Annotated in this window: 10 protein-coding genes; all 10 read right to left on the bottom strand. The window is 41.6% G+C overall.

Going from position 1 to position 16835, the window contains the following annotated elements:
• Positions 1-15: 15 nt before the first annotated feature.
• The 10 genes from E3D81_RS10245 to E3D81_RS10195 all read right to left on the bottom strand — a co-directional run bounded on the left by E3D81_RS10245 (position 16) and on the right by E3D81_RS10195 (position 16750).
• The gene (locus E3D81_RS10245; protein WP_002993217.1) at positions 16-1482 is read right to left on the bottom strand and encodes a TolC family protein; all 1467 of its coding nucleotides are present in this window, start codon (positions 1480-1482) and stop codon (positions 16-18) included.
• Entirely contained in the window at positions 1469-5260 is a 3792-nt protein-coding gene (locus tag E3D81_RS10240; RefSeq protein ID WP_245153193.1) for an efflux RND transporter permease subunit, read from the bottom strand. Before E3D81_RS10240 ends, E3D81_RS10245 begins: the two co-directional genes overlap by 14 nt.
• 153 nt (positions 5261-5413) lie before the next feature.
• Positions 5414-5986: a DUF3347 domain-containing protein gene (locus E3D81_RS10235; RefSeq protein ID WP_227694340.1), complete on the bottom strand. Its 573-nt coding sequence runs from the start codon at positions 5984-5986 to the stop codon at positions 5414-5416.
• Positions 5987-6010: 24 nt separating this feature from the next.
• Complete coding sequence (locus tag E3D81_RS10230) at positions 6011-6358, bottom strand: hypothetical protein (protein ID WP_245153192.1); 348 nt, start codon at positions 6356-6358, stop codon at positions 6011-6013.
• Positions 6359-6445: 87 nt separating this feature from the next.
• Positions 6446-7012, bottom strand: coding sequence for a DUF3347 domain-containing protein (locus E3D81_RS10225; protein WP_232046363.1), 567 nt, complete (start codon positions 7010-7012; stop codon positions 6446-6448).
• 925 nt (positions 7013-7937) lie between these two features.
• Positions 7938-9971, bottom strand: a complete 2034-nt coding sequence (locus E3D81_RS10215; protein ID WP_094258249.1) for a heavy metal translocating P-type ATPase — start codon at positions 9969-9971, stop codon at positions 7938-7940.
• A 5-nt stretch (positions 9972-9976) separates the two neighbouring features.
• On the bottom strand, positions 9977-10696 hold the full coding sequence (locus E3D81_RS10210; RefSeq protein WP_094258315.1) for a transglutaminase-like domain-containing protein: 720 nt from the start codon (positions 10694-10696) through the stop codon (positions 9977-9979).
• Between the two features lie 47 nt (positions 10697-10743).
• Positions 10744-11166: a Fur family transcriptional regulator gene (locus tag E3D81_RS10205; RefSeq protein WP_094258248.1), complete on the bottom strand. Its 423-nt coding sequence runs from the start codon at positions 11164-11166 to the stop codon at positions 10744-10746.
• Between the two features lie 11 nt (positions 11167-11177).
• Positions 11178-12437 (bottom strand): efflux RND transporter periplasmic adaptor subunit, encoded by a 1260-nt coding sequence (locus E3D81_RS10200; RefSeq protein WP_094258247.1) that lies wholly within the window; start codon positions 12435-12437, stop codon positions 11178-11180.
• A gap of 8 nt (positions 12438-12445) precedes the next feature.
• Complete coding sequence (locus E3D81_RS10195; protein WP_237235625.1) at positions 12446-16750, bottom strand: CusA/CzcA family heavy metal efflux RND transporter; 4305 nt, start codon at positions 16748-16750, stop codon at positions 12446-12448.
• Positions 16751-16835: the final 85 nt, after the last annotated feature.

The raw sequence follows: 16835 nt of genomic DNA, 5'->3' as shown, positions 1-16835 counted from the left end.
TTCAAAATAATTGCATTATTTATGGTCTGCTAATAATTTTTTTATTGACACAACCATCGTATTATAGTTGGCAAGGGCCTCAGCTTTCCTAAGCTGATAATCCAATAATTGCCGCTGCACCTGAATAACGTTGGTCAAGTCACTTTTGCCTGTAACGAACTCTTTTACGATCAGGTTATATGTCGTTTGGGCGAGCGTAGTTTGTTTTTCGTACAGCTCGATGGCACGCTGAGCATCATCCAGTTGGCTTTTGAGACTGTAAAACTCGCTTTTCAAAGTGTTGAAGGTGTTTTTAAAGTTCTCTTCGCTTGATTTTCGCCATAGCCTGCTTTCGTTTTGCTGGGCATTGTATTTTTTACGGAAGAGTGGCAGGCTCACTGAAACCATAGGCATGACCATATCCTTACCGTTCATCCCGTCCATGGCCAGCATTGAATTATTCGTCCTTCCCACAACCATGTATTCCACACCGATACCAATCATGGGATAACTCATTTTCCGATCCATTTCCGCTTTTGCCTTAAATGCCAAGCCTTCTTCGGCAATCATTTCAAGCATGGGGTTGTTTGCCTCAATAACCCTTAGTGCCTCTTCCTCGCTATATAAAAAATTCAGCTTGTGGATCTCTTGTCCCAGCATGACCTTTTCAGTTGCTTCCCGATTCAACAATGCATTGAATTTTGCTTTTTCGGCTTTAATCTGAGCATGTAAACTTTCAATGTTATTTTCAATTTCGACAATTTCCAATTGGATACGAAGCACCTCTGACATACCCGATCCGGAGCCACCTTCCATTGCTCCCATGCCACCACCGGACGGCATACTCATATTCTGATTAGTAGCAGGAGCTGAATTGCCTCCTCCCATACTCATCCCTCCCATACCCGATGAAGCACTAGATCTGGTTGGTGAGGAAGGCGTATTACTGCTTACGACGGGTGCTACACTTGATTGTGAGGTGCTTGAGGGCGCAGAGAATTTCCGTATTGCCAATTGTTCCAATTGTTTTAGAAACACTTGGTTTTCCTGATTATTCTTGAGTTGCTCGTTCAATTTTTGCATCGTGTACCACTGTGTGCTGACCTGAAGGATCAGATTATTTATGGCTTCCCGATACTGTTGATCTTGCATATTGGCCATATGTGTAGCCTCTGTGCGAGCTGCTTTTCTCGTGCCGAACCATGGAAACATTTGCATCAAGCTCACATTTCCAATAGAACGCCCTCCTATAATTTCCATAGGCATCGTATATGCTTCCATGGACAATTCGGGGTCTTGGTATGCTCCGGCTTGCGGAATTTTTTCAAGGTATGCCTCATGCGCATACTTTTGTGATTTTACACCCGGATTATTTTCGATTGCGACTTGTATATAATAGGACAGCGAATCGGTGGGGTAGTCTTGGGCTAAAGCTTGCGAAAAAATGCTTAAGCTTGTTAATACAGCCACGGTTATATACCGATTTATCTTATTCGTTTTCATTCGCTATATTTTTATTATTTTTTCTATTTTCTTTTTTAGTGGCAGATTCCCTCCACCAGCACTGGAATACTGGAACCACAAACATGGTCATGGATTGGATCAGCATGCCGCCGAAAGTCGGGATGGCCATTGGTACCATGATTTCCGCACCTTTACCGGTAGAGGTCAGGACAGGCAGTAAGGCGATCAGTGCTGTAGCAGTGGTCATCGCTGCCGGTCTGACACGCTTTAAGCCTGCGTATATGACTGCTTCCCGTATTTCATCTTTTGTTCTGGGGTTCCGTGCTTCAAATGTATCGTGGATGTATGTTCCCATTAATACACCATCACTCGTCGCCAGTCCGAACAGGGCGATAAATCCTACCCAAACGGCAATGCTGAGATTGATGCTGTGCATCTGGAACAGATCCCTCATATTTGTCCCTCCGACAGAGAAATCCATAAACCAAGGCTGTCCGTAAAGCCACAACAAAATAAAACCTCCTGCAAGAGCTACAAAAACACCGGAAAAATGAATTAACGATGCTGTAACCGTTCGGAACTGAAAGTAGAGAATTACTAAAATGGCTAACAAACTCAGTGGTATAATAAGCATTAGCCTTTTTGCGGCACGTTCTTGCTGTTCATAATTTCCGGCAAACTTATACGTCACCCCGTTGGGTAAATCCAGTTCTCCAGACGCTATTTTTTCCTTTAGGAGTTGATCCGCTTCGTATACTACGTCGACTTCCGCTATGCCACTTTTTTTATCAAAGATTACATAACCCAACAAAAAGGTATTTTCACTTTGGATCATCTGAGCGCCCTTGGCATATTCAACATCCACCACATCCCCCAATGGAATCTGAGCTCCTGTAGCTGTCGGAATGATTATTTTTCGCAACGCATCCGGGTCATCCCGTAATTCTCGTGGGTAGCGCAGGCGAACGGGAAACCGTTCCCGGCCTTCGACTGTAGTGGTCAACGTCATACCGCCGACTGCCGCACTGATTACTTCCTGAAGCTCGGCAACGGTAATACCGTATCTGGCCATTCTATCCCGGTTCAGATGGATTTCGATATAGGGTGCGCCAACAGCCCTGTCGTAGAAAACGGTCGATGGCATAACAGATGGAACATCCTTTAAGGCTGCTTCCAAGGCCTTGCCACCGATTTCAATCGACTCCAGATCCGGACCCGAAACCTTTAGCCCCATCGGAGCCCTCATTCCCGTAGAAAGCATTACCATTCTCGCTTCTATCGGTTGCAACTTAGGAGCGGAAGTCAATCCGGGCAGATGGGAAACATTGACGATCTCTTGCCATATATCGTCGGCCTTTTTAATTTCAGGACGCCATCTGCGGAAAAATTTTCCGCTTTTATCTTCAATCAGACTGTCCCGTGGTATGGAACGGAAACCATCGGAAACAGCATAGGTCTTGTCACCTTTCAACACGAATTCTCCGGAACTGTTTACCTTGAACCTTTCACGATGCCCGTCTTCATCCAGATAAAATTCCGGGATATAATTGATCGTATTTTCAAACATCTGTGTAGGAGCCGGATCAAGTGCAGAATTCACACGGCCCCATTTTCCTACGATAAGTTCGACTTCCGGTATGTTTTGAATACGTTTATCAAGTGTTCTGATCAATTGCAGGTTTTGTTCAATCCCAGTATGCGGCATACTGGTGGGCATCAAAAGGAAAGAACCTTCATTGAGGCTTGGCATAAATTCCTCCCCGATACCGGGAAATGTTTCGGTGGATTTTTGCCAGAAGGCAGTCTCCCGAAATGATTTCCAACCTGTCTTTTCGAAGCCATTTGCAACAAAACCAAAACTCTTCTCTACGCCCATCCATGCTAACATTCCGAATAATAAAGTAATGATAGGGATGGCCATGAATTTCCACCGGTTGGAAAGTGACCATCGAAGAATCTGTTCATAATAGATCACCAATGCCCATAACATTCCCAGGATGGAACCAATGGCAAAGAATACGAACACAAAGTTAAGTGTGGTGCTTGCCTGCGTGCCGAGTGGCAGCCACTCAACCGTCAGGTAATACATCGCTACAAAAAGTGTGATAGCAACATTAACGTAGTTGGCAATTTTTTCTCCTTTCCATCTTGGTGTAAACAGGTTGTTGACTCCGATCAAAGTCAATGCGAACGCGACAAAAACACCTGTATAGATCCAAAGAGCGATACCGGCAACTACCAAAACGTAGTTGGCTATCCGGCGAACTTTACTCCCATTGATACGGATTGAAAATATATAATAAGCCAGTGTTGGCAAGATAATAATGCCTAACACAAAGGCTGAAACCAAAGCAAAGGTTTTGGTGTATGCCAAGGGACCGAACAACTTACCTTCTTGTGCTTCCATCATAAAAACAGGTAAAAAGCTGATGATCGTGGTGAGCATCGCCGTTGACAAAGCACCCGACACTTCCGCAACAGCGGTGGAAATCAAGTTTACAAAGGCTTTCCCCCGACTCTCAACACCCTTGGCTTTTTCTTCATCCATATGGCGTAGTATGCTTTCGATAAAGACAATCCCCACATCCACCATGACCCCAATGGCAATGGCGATTCCCGAAAGGGCAACGATATTCGCCTCGACCCCCATTTGTTTCATGATTATGAAGGTCGCCAGTACGCCAATGGGCAAGATACTGGATATAAGAATCGATGCTCGCAGGTTGATCACCAGCACGATCACAACGATAATACAGATCAGGATTTCGTGTGCTAAAGCATTTTCCAGCGTCCCGATGGTTTCCTGGATTAAACCCGAGCGGTCATAAAACGGAACGACGGTGACTTTTGAAATAGTCCCATCCTCTAATGTTTTTTGAGGGAAACCTGCCTCCATTTCTTTGATCTTCGCCTTGACATTATTGATGACTTCCATGGGGTTGGTTCCATGCCGGGCAACTACTACACCGCCAACTGCTTCCACGCCTTCCTTATCCAATCCACCGCGTCGTGTGGAGGGTCCCAAATTGACAAACCCAACGTCTTTTATCTTTACGGGAACATTATTGCGCACAGCCACTACGGCATCTTCAAGATCCTGGACACTTTTAAGGTAGCCCAATCCACGCACCAGATATTCCGCTTTGTTTATTTCGATCGTCTCTGCACCGATATCCAGGTTGCTGTTTTGGATAGCCGACATGATATCCATTACGGATACATTGTATGCGCGCATCGCATCTGGATTGATATCGACTTGGTATTCTTTTACGAAACCTCCGATGGAAGCCACTTCGGAAACCCCTTCCGATGCTGCCAAATTATATTTGGCATAGAAATCCTGAATCGTGCGCAGCTCATCGGGGTCCCAGCCTCCTGTAGGTTTTCCGGTTTCGGGATTGCGTCCCTCCAGTGTATACCAAAAGACCTGCCCCAAAGCAGTGGCATCCGGCCCGAGCGTGGGCGTTACATCGGATGGTAATGTGCCGGCAGGCAATGAATTCAGTTTTTCCAGAATACGGGAACGGCTCCAATAAAACTCAACATCCTCTTCAAAAATGACATAGAGGAAGGACATGCCGAACATCGAACTGCTCCGGATTGTTTTTACGCCGGGGATGCCCAGTAAGGAGGTCGTGAGTGGATAGGTAATCTGCTCCTGTATATCTTTGGGAGACCTCCCCATCCATTCGGTCGCAACAATTTGCTGGTTCTCCCCAATGTTCGGAATCGCATCGACCGGCACAGGATCGCTCGGCAACGCATTTTGATGCCAATTAAAGGGCGCTGTAATCAGCCCCCATATAAGGACAACCACAAGTAATAACAGTGTTATTACTCGGTTCTCCAAAAAATATTTGATAATTTTTTTAAGCATAACATATACATTGTTTACATTTTAATATCAGATACCAGCCTACAGAAATCGACCGGTACCTGATATTTGAATTTCAAATCTTAATCAGCGTTTTTACTTCAGTTCTTCCTGAACTTCACCACATGTTAGCATATCTTCACCATAGTAAGGGTTTTTGACCTCTTTGCTATCGCTTAACCAATATGCTCCTTTGTTGTCATCGTACATCGAGCAAAAAATCTTGTACATGGGCTTTTCGGTGCCGAATTCTTTTGTTATATCATAAAAATCCTTGCTCAAGATCACTAAATGTTCTCTTTGATGAGCGATATTGCCTATGTTATCACCTATGTGCTCCGAATGTTCCTGAATATCAGCAGCGATGTCATCGAAGGTGCTTTTCTGTTCTGCACTAAAGCCCTCGGTATTAATCTTGGGGAGTGCTTCCAGCATGCCTTTAGCTGCATTTGCGGCTTCTTTATCATTATCGGAAGACAAAGCAAAAGTCAGGTGCTGGTAATGGGAAAAAAGTTCCGAAAAAGTTCCCTGGTCGCTTGCAGCGTTGCTTTCGTTGGATACCGTTGTTTCAGTATGGACGTCGCTTTCTGATTTTTTTTCAGAAGCGCCATTGCATGCTGCCAAGGTCAATACGGATGAGGCTAGTAAGCCTACAAATAAATGTTTCATTGTCATGATTTCTGTTTTTAATAATTAAAATTGATTTATGTAATTTGTATATGTAGTATTATTTTCAAAATATGATACTTCCCCGTTGTTGCCGGTAATTGCTATTATAGCAGTCGCTTTATCTATCTGCTTTTTGGAAAATGGATCTATGGCAACGCGTGTAGAAGGATCTTTTGGAATACGTTCTTTACACATCTGGCAACATCCGTAATATATTTTTCCTTCAAAATTTACCTCAAATTGTTTTTTGCCCATGTATTCATTGTTGACCATGCATACCTCTTCCGACGGAACTACATCGCCCATTTCAAAGGCATTGTGGTCACGGGTATTTGTATTTGAGCTTTTTGAAGTATATGTATTGTCTTGCACCTTTAGTGTAGGGTTATTGTTGCATGAACTAAATATGACTACAATAGAAGTAACGATCCCAATCAATAGACATCTCATAATGGCTGACTAATTTAATTTTTCAATAGTACTACCGCAGGTCAGCATTTTTGAACCGTAATACGGGTTTTTGATATCCGTACTTTTACTTAACCAAGTTGCACCTTTGCCATCGTTGTACATCGGGCAGTTTTGGTAGTACATAGTTGTTTTTTGCTTTGATGCGTTTGCCAATTCATAGACATTCTTAGAAAGTAGGGCAAATGCCCTCCGTTGCTTTACGACGTCTTTCGATTTCGAGATGTTTTCTGTGTTTAAAGACAGTTCCTTCATGACCTTCATCCATACGGTATGCTCTTTGGGAGAAAGTTCACCCATATCCACTGTTTTAATAACTGTGGCTAATTCAGTAGCATTTGAAGATGCTATATTTACATCTGCGTTTACCAAAGCATCTTTTATGGAAAAATACTTGTCAAATACGGCATGTAATTGTGATAAATTTTGTGATGGAATATTCTTTGCTTGAGCTGTTCCACCATGGTTGTGATGTTGCTCGTTCTGGTTTTGCGCAAAGCTGTTTGCTGCGGATAGTAATACGGTGATTACCATCAATATTTTTGATATTGATTTCATTTGGAACCTTATTAAGTATTAAAAATGGTAAATAATCAAAAGCCAGATCTGGCTTTTAATAAAACATGTATTGCGGATAGGTGCAAAATCAACCGATTTCGCACACCTATGGATATACAGTACTAATTTAACTTATTTTAGGCGGTTGCCAAATGGAAGATTCCCCTGTAGAATAAAAGGGTTCTTTGTATAAAGGGTATGATTTTTTACTTTTAGAAAAAACAGGATTTTGAGCGTTCCTAAAAAATGGGGGTGTTGCAGAAAAACTATTAGAAGAGCTGTGGCAGGACGTAGGTCCACAATTTCCAGAGCATTCATTGCTCGTGTCATCCTTAGACTTACAGCAGTCTTTCTCACATTGATCTTCTGAATGATGCTGCTTGTTGGCACTGCAACATGACTTCTCCTTGATAACAATTTCTTTGGAATGCGATTTACACGCATAGGATTGCATTGGGATTATAAAAAAGCCCAATAAGCATATAATCATTAATATGTTTATCCTTTTTAACATGTAAAAAACAAAAAAACTATTGCAAAGATAATGGTATTTTTCAAACCGGTTCGTTTTTTTTGAAATAAATGGCAGATAAGTTTCTCTTATCCGCCATTTATTTTTATTCCATGAGCATTATAGTGTCAGTTACATTTCCTGCTAGCGTTCTTTTAAATCTTTCACTCAATAATATCGAATCAGAAATTCATTATTAATTTAACACTGATATTTCGTCCCATATTGAATACACCCATACGCCCGGTTACGGGGTTTTCAGAAGCATACTTCAACCTACTTAAATGGTTCTTACATCAACAAGGTTGTCGTCACTGATGTCCAAAGACATTAAGTCGCTTCGGTTGAATACCTTTATATATTTCTTTTTGCGTATTTTCTGTTTTCTTTTCAATACTTATAAATTGACGTCCTTTAAAATTTCATCCGCTGTATTCGTACCGCATTAAGAATAGCCAATAACGCCACGCCCACATCAGCAAAAACGGCTTCCCACATTGTAGCCAATCCACCTGCACCAAGCACCAATACAATTCCTTTTACCACAAATGCCAATGTGATATTTTGCCAAACGATTTTCTTTGTCTTTTTTCCAATATTGATTGCCATTGGGATTTTGCTCGGCTTATCGTCTTGTATGACCACATCTGCCGTTTCAATAGTGGCATCGCTTCCCAAACCGCCCATTGCGATACCTACGTCGCTCAACGCCACAACGGGAGCATCGTTCACGCCGTCGCCGACGAAAGCAACGCTTTCGCCTTTGGCTTTAATTTCTTTAACCCTGTTTACTTTATCTTCGGGCAATAAATCCCCAAAAGCATTATCTATCCCCAACTGCTCCGCTACATACTTTACCACTGTACTTTTATCTCCGCTAAGCATAGTTGCTTTCACATTGAGTTTATGCAATAAACGGATGGTTTTCTCTGCATCTTCTTTGATACTGTCGGCAATCGTAATGTAACCGACAAATTTGTTATCGTAAGCAACGGCAATGGTCGTATAAACGATGCTGTTCGGATCTAAGTCGTATTGTATTCCAAACTTGTTCATCAGCTTGAAATTTCCAACCAACAAGTCTTTACCATTTACGGTTGATTTCAGCCCGTGTCCAGCAATTTCCTCTGTATTTTCTAAGCGGATTGTATTATCCAGTTCCCCCACGTATTCGTGAATAGCTGTCGCTACGGGGTGCGTACTGTGGCTTTCCAATACATTGACCAATTGCAAAATTTCATCTTGATTGAACGCTTTGTCAAATACCACTTCTTGAACCTTGAAAACACCCTCTGTCATTGTACCCGTTTTATCCATTACCACATTTTGGATATTGGAAAGGCTATCTAAAAAGTTACTTCCTTTGAACAGTATTCCGTTTTTGCTCGCTGCTCCAATGCCACCGAAATAACCCAATGGAATACTGATTACTAAGGCACAAGGACAAGAAATAACTAAGAATACCAAAGCCCTGTACAACCAATCCCTAAACTCATAATCAGCTACGAAAAAGTAAGGCAGCACACAGATAGCGACCGCTAACAGTACCACTATAGGGGTATATATTTTCGCAAACTTGCGGATAAATAATTCCGTTGGTGCTTTTTGTGAAGTAGCATTTTGTACCAATTCCAAAATTTTACTCAACTTACTATCCATATATGCGGTTGTGACCTGCACTTGTGCAACGGTATTAAGGTTTATCATACCTGCCAAAACCGTTTCGCCTTTGGCTTTGGTGTCGGGTTTGCTTTCGCCTGTGAGTGCTGAGGTGTTGAACGATGCCGTTTCAGACAATAATTCTCCGTCCAAACCTAATTTTTCTCCCGGTTTCAATTGTATTATTTCGCCGATATTCACGGTTTCCGCCTTTACAGTTAGGGGTTGGTCGTTTCTTAAAACCGTTACCTCATCAGGTCTTTGGTCGAGCAATGATTTGATATTTGCTTTGGCTCTGGAAACCGCCATTGTCTGAAAAACTTCTCCAACAGCATAAAACAACATCACGGCAACGCCCTCGGGATATTCGCCAATGGCAAATGCCCCGATGGTGGCAATGCCCATTAAAAAGAACTCTGAAAAGATTTCCCCTTTTCTGATGCTTTTCACGGCATCTGTCAATACAGGAAACCCAACGGGAGCATACGCAACCACATACCAAATAATCCTTACCCAACCCGTAAACCATTGCTGTGGAAGCCAATGATCAAATGCTATGGCAGCAAGCAACAATACCAATGATATTATACTCGGCAAAAACATTTTAATTGGACTACTCTCACTATGACTGTGGTCGTGTCCTTCATCATCGCCGTGGTCGTGTTGATGCTTTTCATTTACCAGCTCTTTTGCACCTGCTTCGGTGTAAATTTTTTCTTCCAGCGTGCAACAAGTCATTTTGCCTTGTGCATCATACGTATGCTTATGATTTTTGTCTGTATTTGTCATAGCCTTTAATTTTTTAGGTTCGTTACACTTTTATTTCTTATTATTTCTACGTTATTATTCATTATATACCTCACGATATACTGAAAAACAAATCGCTTTAACGCATTTAGCTTTTGCTGATGCTTAGAATAAAATTCATCGGGTGTATCAAAAACGCCAAAGTCCTGATTGATGCCCTTATCCTGAATAAACGTATTGTTGAGGTTCCATTCAATCGGTGGGTTCTCAAAATTATCGGTATAAACCCCGAAACCACAAAATGTGGTTTTGCAATCGCTGTTCTGCTCCTGCAATTTGGTGAGATAGGGTTTATCCAAAATCACACCTTCTAAAAAATACCACTGTTCATTTACCCATACTTCTACCCAGCTATGTAAGATGTTTTGAGGCGAAAGTTTGTACCAAATACCCGTAATAGCTCCTTTTTGCAAGGCTTTGTCAATGGTAAAACCGTGAATGCGGTTAGGTATTCCCGTTGCTCTTAATAACGTCATTAGCAAAGTCGCTTTGGTATTGCACTGTCCATAGCCATCCTGCAATATTTCTGATGCAGGTATATCGTCCGAAACATTGTAGCCAAATTTTATTTCATCCCTGACAAAATTGTAAATGGCTTTAACTCTTGAAACATTGCCCAAATCTTTCCACCCTCTTTGTTCCAATAGCTCTTGTATAGAAACGTTTGAGTAGTCAAGGATTTTTGTTTCTTTAAGATAGTTATCCATAACACATTTATATTTATGACAAAGATACACAGGAAGAGCCTGCAATGCTATTGCAAACTCTCCTTTAAACAGTTCTCGCAAATACCTTTACCAAATAGTTTTATTTCGTCAATACGGTAATTTTGGTTTCCATTCTGCGGTATTATAAAATCCTCCTTACAGGTTGTCTGTTTACAGATTTTACAATAGAAATGTAAGTGCCAATCTTTGTGTGTTTCTTCATCACACCCATCGTGACACAAAATATACTTAACGGTAGTGTTCTCCTGAATACTGTGTACAATGCCTTTTTCCTCGAAAGTTTTCAAAGTCCTGTAAATCGTAACCCTGTCTGCTTTATAGAAATGACTTTCGATTTCAGATAAGGACATCGCTGTCTGCTGTTGCTCCAAGAAATCATATACCAATATCCGCATACTGGTCGGATTGGTGTTCTTTGACAACAGCTTTTGTTCAATGCTTTTTTTCATTATATACCATTTTAGTGAGCGTGACCGTGTTCTCCGGTATCATTCATTTTTGCATTCACAAAAAACGCACCTTTTATCACGATATGTGTACCGTGTGGAATTTCATTTACAGGCGTTATCGCCGTGTAACCCAATTGAGAAGCACCTTTAACGACCTCCATTCTTGTAAATTGAGTTCCATTTTCCGAACCGTGGTCGTGAGCCTCATCTTCTTTATGGTCGTGCGGTTCTTCTTCCTGCTCCTTGACCAAAAAGATGTAATATTTCCCGTCTGCATTGACAACCGCTTCGTTGGGTACAGCCGTACTTAATACATCATCTAAACTTACATTTCCGGTTATGCTCATTCCGTCAATCAATCCTGTTTTATCTCCGGTAATTCTGCTGTGAACGGCAATGGTTTTGCTCTCTCCGCTAAAAGATGAACCTATACTATAAACTTCGGCAGAATGGGTCTTATTGGGGTTGTTGGTTACGACAAAATCTATTTTCTGACCTATTTTGATTAGGGGAATATCTTTTTCATAAACCTGTAAGTCCAAGTGCAATGCTGTGTTCTCTATTATTTCGGCAATAGGCGAAGACACATCTACATAGCTTCCGATTTTGGCAAAAACGTTACTTACCGTACCGCCTATCGGACTTGTAACGACCAACGAGGATTTAAGGCTGGAATTTGACAGGGAAGCCGGATTAATGCCCATCATTTGGATTTGTTGTTGTAACGATGCTTTTCGTGTTCTCAACGTGTTCAATTCAGATGTGGCACTTTGCAGGTTTTTCTTTGCACCTGCATTTCCCTCGTTCAGCTCTCTTTGTCTTGCAACTTCCTGCTCTGCAAATTCTATCCTGCTATTGATGCTTAGGTATTCTTCCTGTAATTGTATGAATTCCGGATTGGAAATAGTGGCGATGACCTGACCTTTTTTTACGAAATCGCCTATCTCCACATTGAGGGATTTGATAACGCCGCCAAACATTGAAGTTGCATTTGCCTTGTTGCTGTTGGGTACTCTCAATCCACCGTTGGCTTTCAATGTTGCGGACAATTGTTTCTGTTCAATCATCCCGATTTCGATACCTACAGCTTTTATCTGTTCATCGGTCAGTACCGCAACGTTTTCTTCTTCGTGTTCGTCCGTTGTTGCTGCTGCTTCGCTACCGTGATTATGTCCGTCGTCCTCCGTATGTTTATTTGTACAGGCGTTCAAAGCAAAGATTGCTACGAGGACAAAAACGCTGAAAACTATATTATTGATGATACGTTTCATATTTTGTATTATTTGCTGATTAATGAATGAATAAGCGTTACAGCCTCATTGATTTGCTGTATGCTCTTTAGATAATTAAGCTGAATATCGGTTGTTGTCTGCAAGGCAAAGAGGTACTCCACATAAGAAATATCTCCGGTACTGTACCCTAACTTTGCCGCATTGATGATTTCATCAGCATTCGGAAGTGCCTGCTCCTTGAAATAGGTAAACTGTGAAACATTCTGTTCATATTGTTTCAGGGCATTTGCCAACTCCGTTTTTAGCTGCTGTTGTTGCCATTGGGCATTCAGTTCCAATGATTGTTTTTGATAATCAAGGGAACGGATTTTCGCTCTGGTCGTAGTAAAGAGTGGAATGGTTATGCCTACATCAACAAAACTGAACCGCTGTCCTCTGCCGTAAAATTGTTCCACGCCGTTTCTACTGTGCATTCCTATCAGCGATATATTATTATAACCGAACGTAAAATCAGGCAGGCTGTTTGCCCGTTCCAACTTCTTGTTCTGTTCAGCGATTTTAGCCTCCTGATACAATAGCTGGATGCTTGGGTGGTTTTCAATAGCTGAACTGTCTATGAAAGAAGTCAAAAGTAATGGTTCATAGTCTGATTTGGGTTCAATGGCAAAATCTTCCTTTGTCTGCATCAGGTTTTTAAGATTCTGATAGGCATTTTGCCTGAAGACCTCATTTTGCTGGAGCAATATATTGATTTCCCCCTTTTTGGTAACAGCCGTACTGACTTCTATCCGCCCTATATCTCCTGTTTTATAACGCAGCTCCGCCACACGGATAAAGTCTGCATAAATACTATCCAAATACTTCAATACCGAAGCATTATGTTCCAGATACGCTAACTGATAATAATATGTTCTTACCTGCTTTCTTAGCTCATTTTCTGTCAGAGCCTTTGACCATTCCTGCCCTTTGACTTGCTCTTTGACAAGGTTTTTCTTTACCCCAAAAAGTGTTGGAAAGGGTATAGTCTGCGAAATTTGGAAACCGTCATTGTACTCAAATCCATCTGTATTCCCATATTGGAAATTTAAATCGGTTTTCGGTAGCTCATATGCTGTCTTACTCAAACTTTGGGTAGATTGAATCTCCAATTTTTTGGAACGGAGCTGAGGGTTATTTTCCATAGCTATTTCGATAGCTCTATCTACGTTTACAGGATTTTGTGCATTACTGGTTTGAGAAAAGCCTAAGAACGTAAACAGTAACAATATAGGTGTTATGGCTTTCATTTTATTATTTTTTGTAGGCTTATGATTTCTCATAAATACGAGGTATAGTAAAGGCAGTACGAATAACGTCAATGCCGTTGCTGACATCAATCCGCCGATAACGACCGTTGCCAACGGTTTTTGTACTTCTGCACCCGCACTTGTACTCAATGCCATCGGTAAGAAACCTAAACTTGCTACCGACGCTGTCATTAATACGGGTCTTAGTCTTGTTTTAGCCCCCTCGATAATTCTCGGGATAATCTCGTTCCAACCCTCTTTTTCCAATCTGTTGAATGTGGAAATCAGTACAATCCCGTTCAGAACAGCAACACCAAACAAAGCGATAAACCCTACACCTGCTGATATGCTGAATGGCATATCCCTCAACAATAGGGCAAACACACCTCCAATAGCACTCATCGGGATAGCTGTATAGACCAAAACGGCTTCCTTGAACGAATGAAACGTGAAGTACAATAAGATAAAAATCAAAAGCAGGGCGATAGGTACTGCAATCAGTAATCTGTCAGTAGCTTTTTGGAGGTTCTCAAACTGACCGCCATAGGTAAAATAATATCCTGTCGGTAGCTTAACCTGTTCAGCCAACTTATCCTGAATTTCTTCTACAACACTTGCTACATCCCGCCCTTGTACATTAAATCCGACATATATCCTTCGTTTTCCTCCTTCACGGCTGATTTGTGCAGGACCTAATTTATAGTCAATGTTGGCAACCTGCGAAAGTGGAACCTGCTCTCCGTTTGGAAGTGGAATAAACAGATTGCTCACATCCTCAATAGAACTGCGGTGTTCTTCATCAAGCCGTACCACCAAATCAAATCTACGCTCATTTTCATAAACCACGCCTGCTGATTTACCTGCAAACGCAGTACTGACAATATCGTTTATCTCCTGTACATTCAAGCCATAGTTGGCTATTCGGGTACGGTCGTATTCGATATTAATCTGTGGAAGACCTGCTATCCGTTCTACCTGCGGAGCGGTTGCACCCTCTACCGTTTGAATAATGGCATTGGCTTTATTGGCATAAATCAACAAACTGTCGAGGTTCTCTCCGAATATTTTCACAGCTACATCTTGCCTGATACCCGTCATCAGTTCATTAAACCTCATCTGTATCGGCTGGTTGGCTTCAAAGAATACACCGGGAATAACTTCGAGTTTCTCCATCATTTCATTGGAAAGTTCGTCATACGATTTCTTTGTTTTCCATTCGTCCTGTGGTTTAAGAATAATCATCAGGTCGGTCGCTTCGGGCGGCATCGGGTCTGTCGGTACTTCGGCAGCCCCCGTTTTTCCTACAACCATTTTTACTTCGTCAAACTCCTTGATTATCTTAGATGCCTGCATAGAGGTTTCCAGACTTTGGCTTAAGGATGTTCCTTGCGGCAAAATACAATGGAAAGCAAAATCGCCCTCGCCCAATGTTGGCAGGAACTCTCCGCCCATCCGTGAAAAAAGGAATATACTAATGGTAAAAAGTCCGACGGCAACCGCAATAATCACATATTTTATCCGAATGGCTTTTTCTAACAAAGGCTTATAAACCCCTTGAAGATAGTCCATCATTTTGTCTGAAAAATTCCTTTTGGTAATCGGTTTTTTAGACAGACACAAGGCACTCATCATCGGGATATAGGTAAAGGACAAAATCAAAGCTCCCAAAATGGCGAAACTTACGGTCTGCGCCATTGGCGTAAACATTTTTCCTTCTATGCCGACCAAAGTAAGGATAGGAATATAAACAATGAGGATAATGATTTCTCCAAATGCTGCACTCGTACGGATTTTTCTTGCAGATTCATACACCTCCTCGTCCATTTCTGCCTGCGTAAGTTTTTGAGTGGATTTCCGTAAGCCCAAATGGTGCATTGTGGCTTCAACAACGATCAGCGAACCGTCCACTATCAATCCGAAATCAATAGCTCCCAAACTCATCAGGTTGGCACTTACGCCAAATAACCTCATCATTCCCAATGCAAAAAGCATTGATAACGGTATAGCTGATGCGACGATTAAACCTGCCCTGAAATTCCCTAAGAAGATAATCAATACAAATATTACGATTAATGCACCTTCAATTAGGTTTTTTTCGACAGTACTTATCGCTCTATCTACCAGGTTCATTCTATCCAAATAAGGTTCTATGACCACATCATCGGGTAGAGATTGTTGGATAACCGGTATTTTTTCTTTGATGTTTTTTACGACCGTAGCAGTGTTTTCTCCCTTGAGCATCATTACAATACCTCCCACAGCATCTACTTCGCCGTTATAGGTCATTGCTCCGTATCGGGTAGCGTGACCAAATTGTACTTTTGCTACATCTTTGATGAATACCGGAACACTTTCCGTATTTTTAACAACAATATTACCTACATCTTCCAGTGAAGTGACTAAACCAATTCCCCGAATGAAGTATGCATTGGGTTTCTTATCAATATAAGCGCCTCCGGTATTTTGGTTGTTGTTTTCGAGTGCAGTAAAAATATCGGAGATACTGACGTCCATCGCTTTGATGCGGTTAGGGTCAACGGATACCTCGTATTGTTTGAGCAGACCGCCGAAACTATTAACTTCTGCAATTCCCGGAGTACCGTAAAGTTGTCTGGCGACAATCCAATCCTGCATTGTCCGTAAATCCATTGCAGAATATTTATCTTCGCTTCCTTGTTTGGGATGGAGAATGTATTGGTACACTTCGCCAAGACCTGTACTGACAGGAGCAAGTTCAGGCGTTCCAACTCCATCAGGTATCTGGTCTTGTGCTTCTTTCAGCTGTTGGCTTACCAACTGTCTTGCAAAATAAATATCGACATTGTCTTGAAACACTACGGTTACAACAGATAGTCCAAACCTCGAAACACTTCTTATTTCTTCTACTTTGGGAAGATTGACGATACTTTGCTCTACAGGAAATGTAACCAGTTGCTCCACCTCCTGTCCTGCTAATGTTGGTGACAGGGTAATAATCTGAACCTGATTGTTTGTAATGTCAGGTTGGGCATCAATGGGGATTTTCGTGGCACTCCATACCCCCCAAATGATGAGTAATAAGGTCATTAATCCTATAATGAACTTATTCTTTATAGAGAATTTTATAATGTTATTTAACACTTTTTGTGATGATTAATGATGGATAAATAAT

The organism is Sphingobacterium sp. CZ-2 (genome assembly GCF_004526235.1).
Lineage (GTDB): Bacteria > Bacteroidota > Bacteroidia > Sphingobacteriales > Sphingobacteriaceae > Sphingobacterium > Sphingobacterium tenebrionis.
Note: the sequence above shows the minus strand (reverse complement) of the source record. Positions and strands in the feature narration are given on the sequence as shown.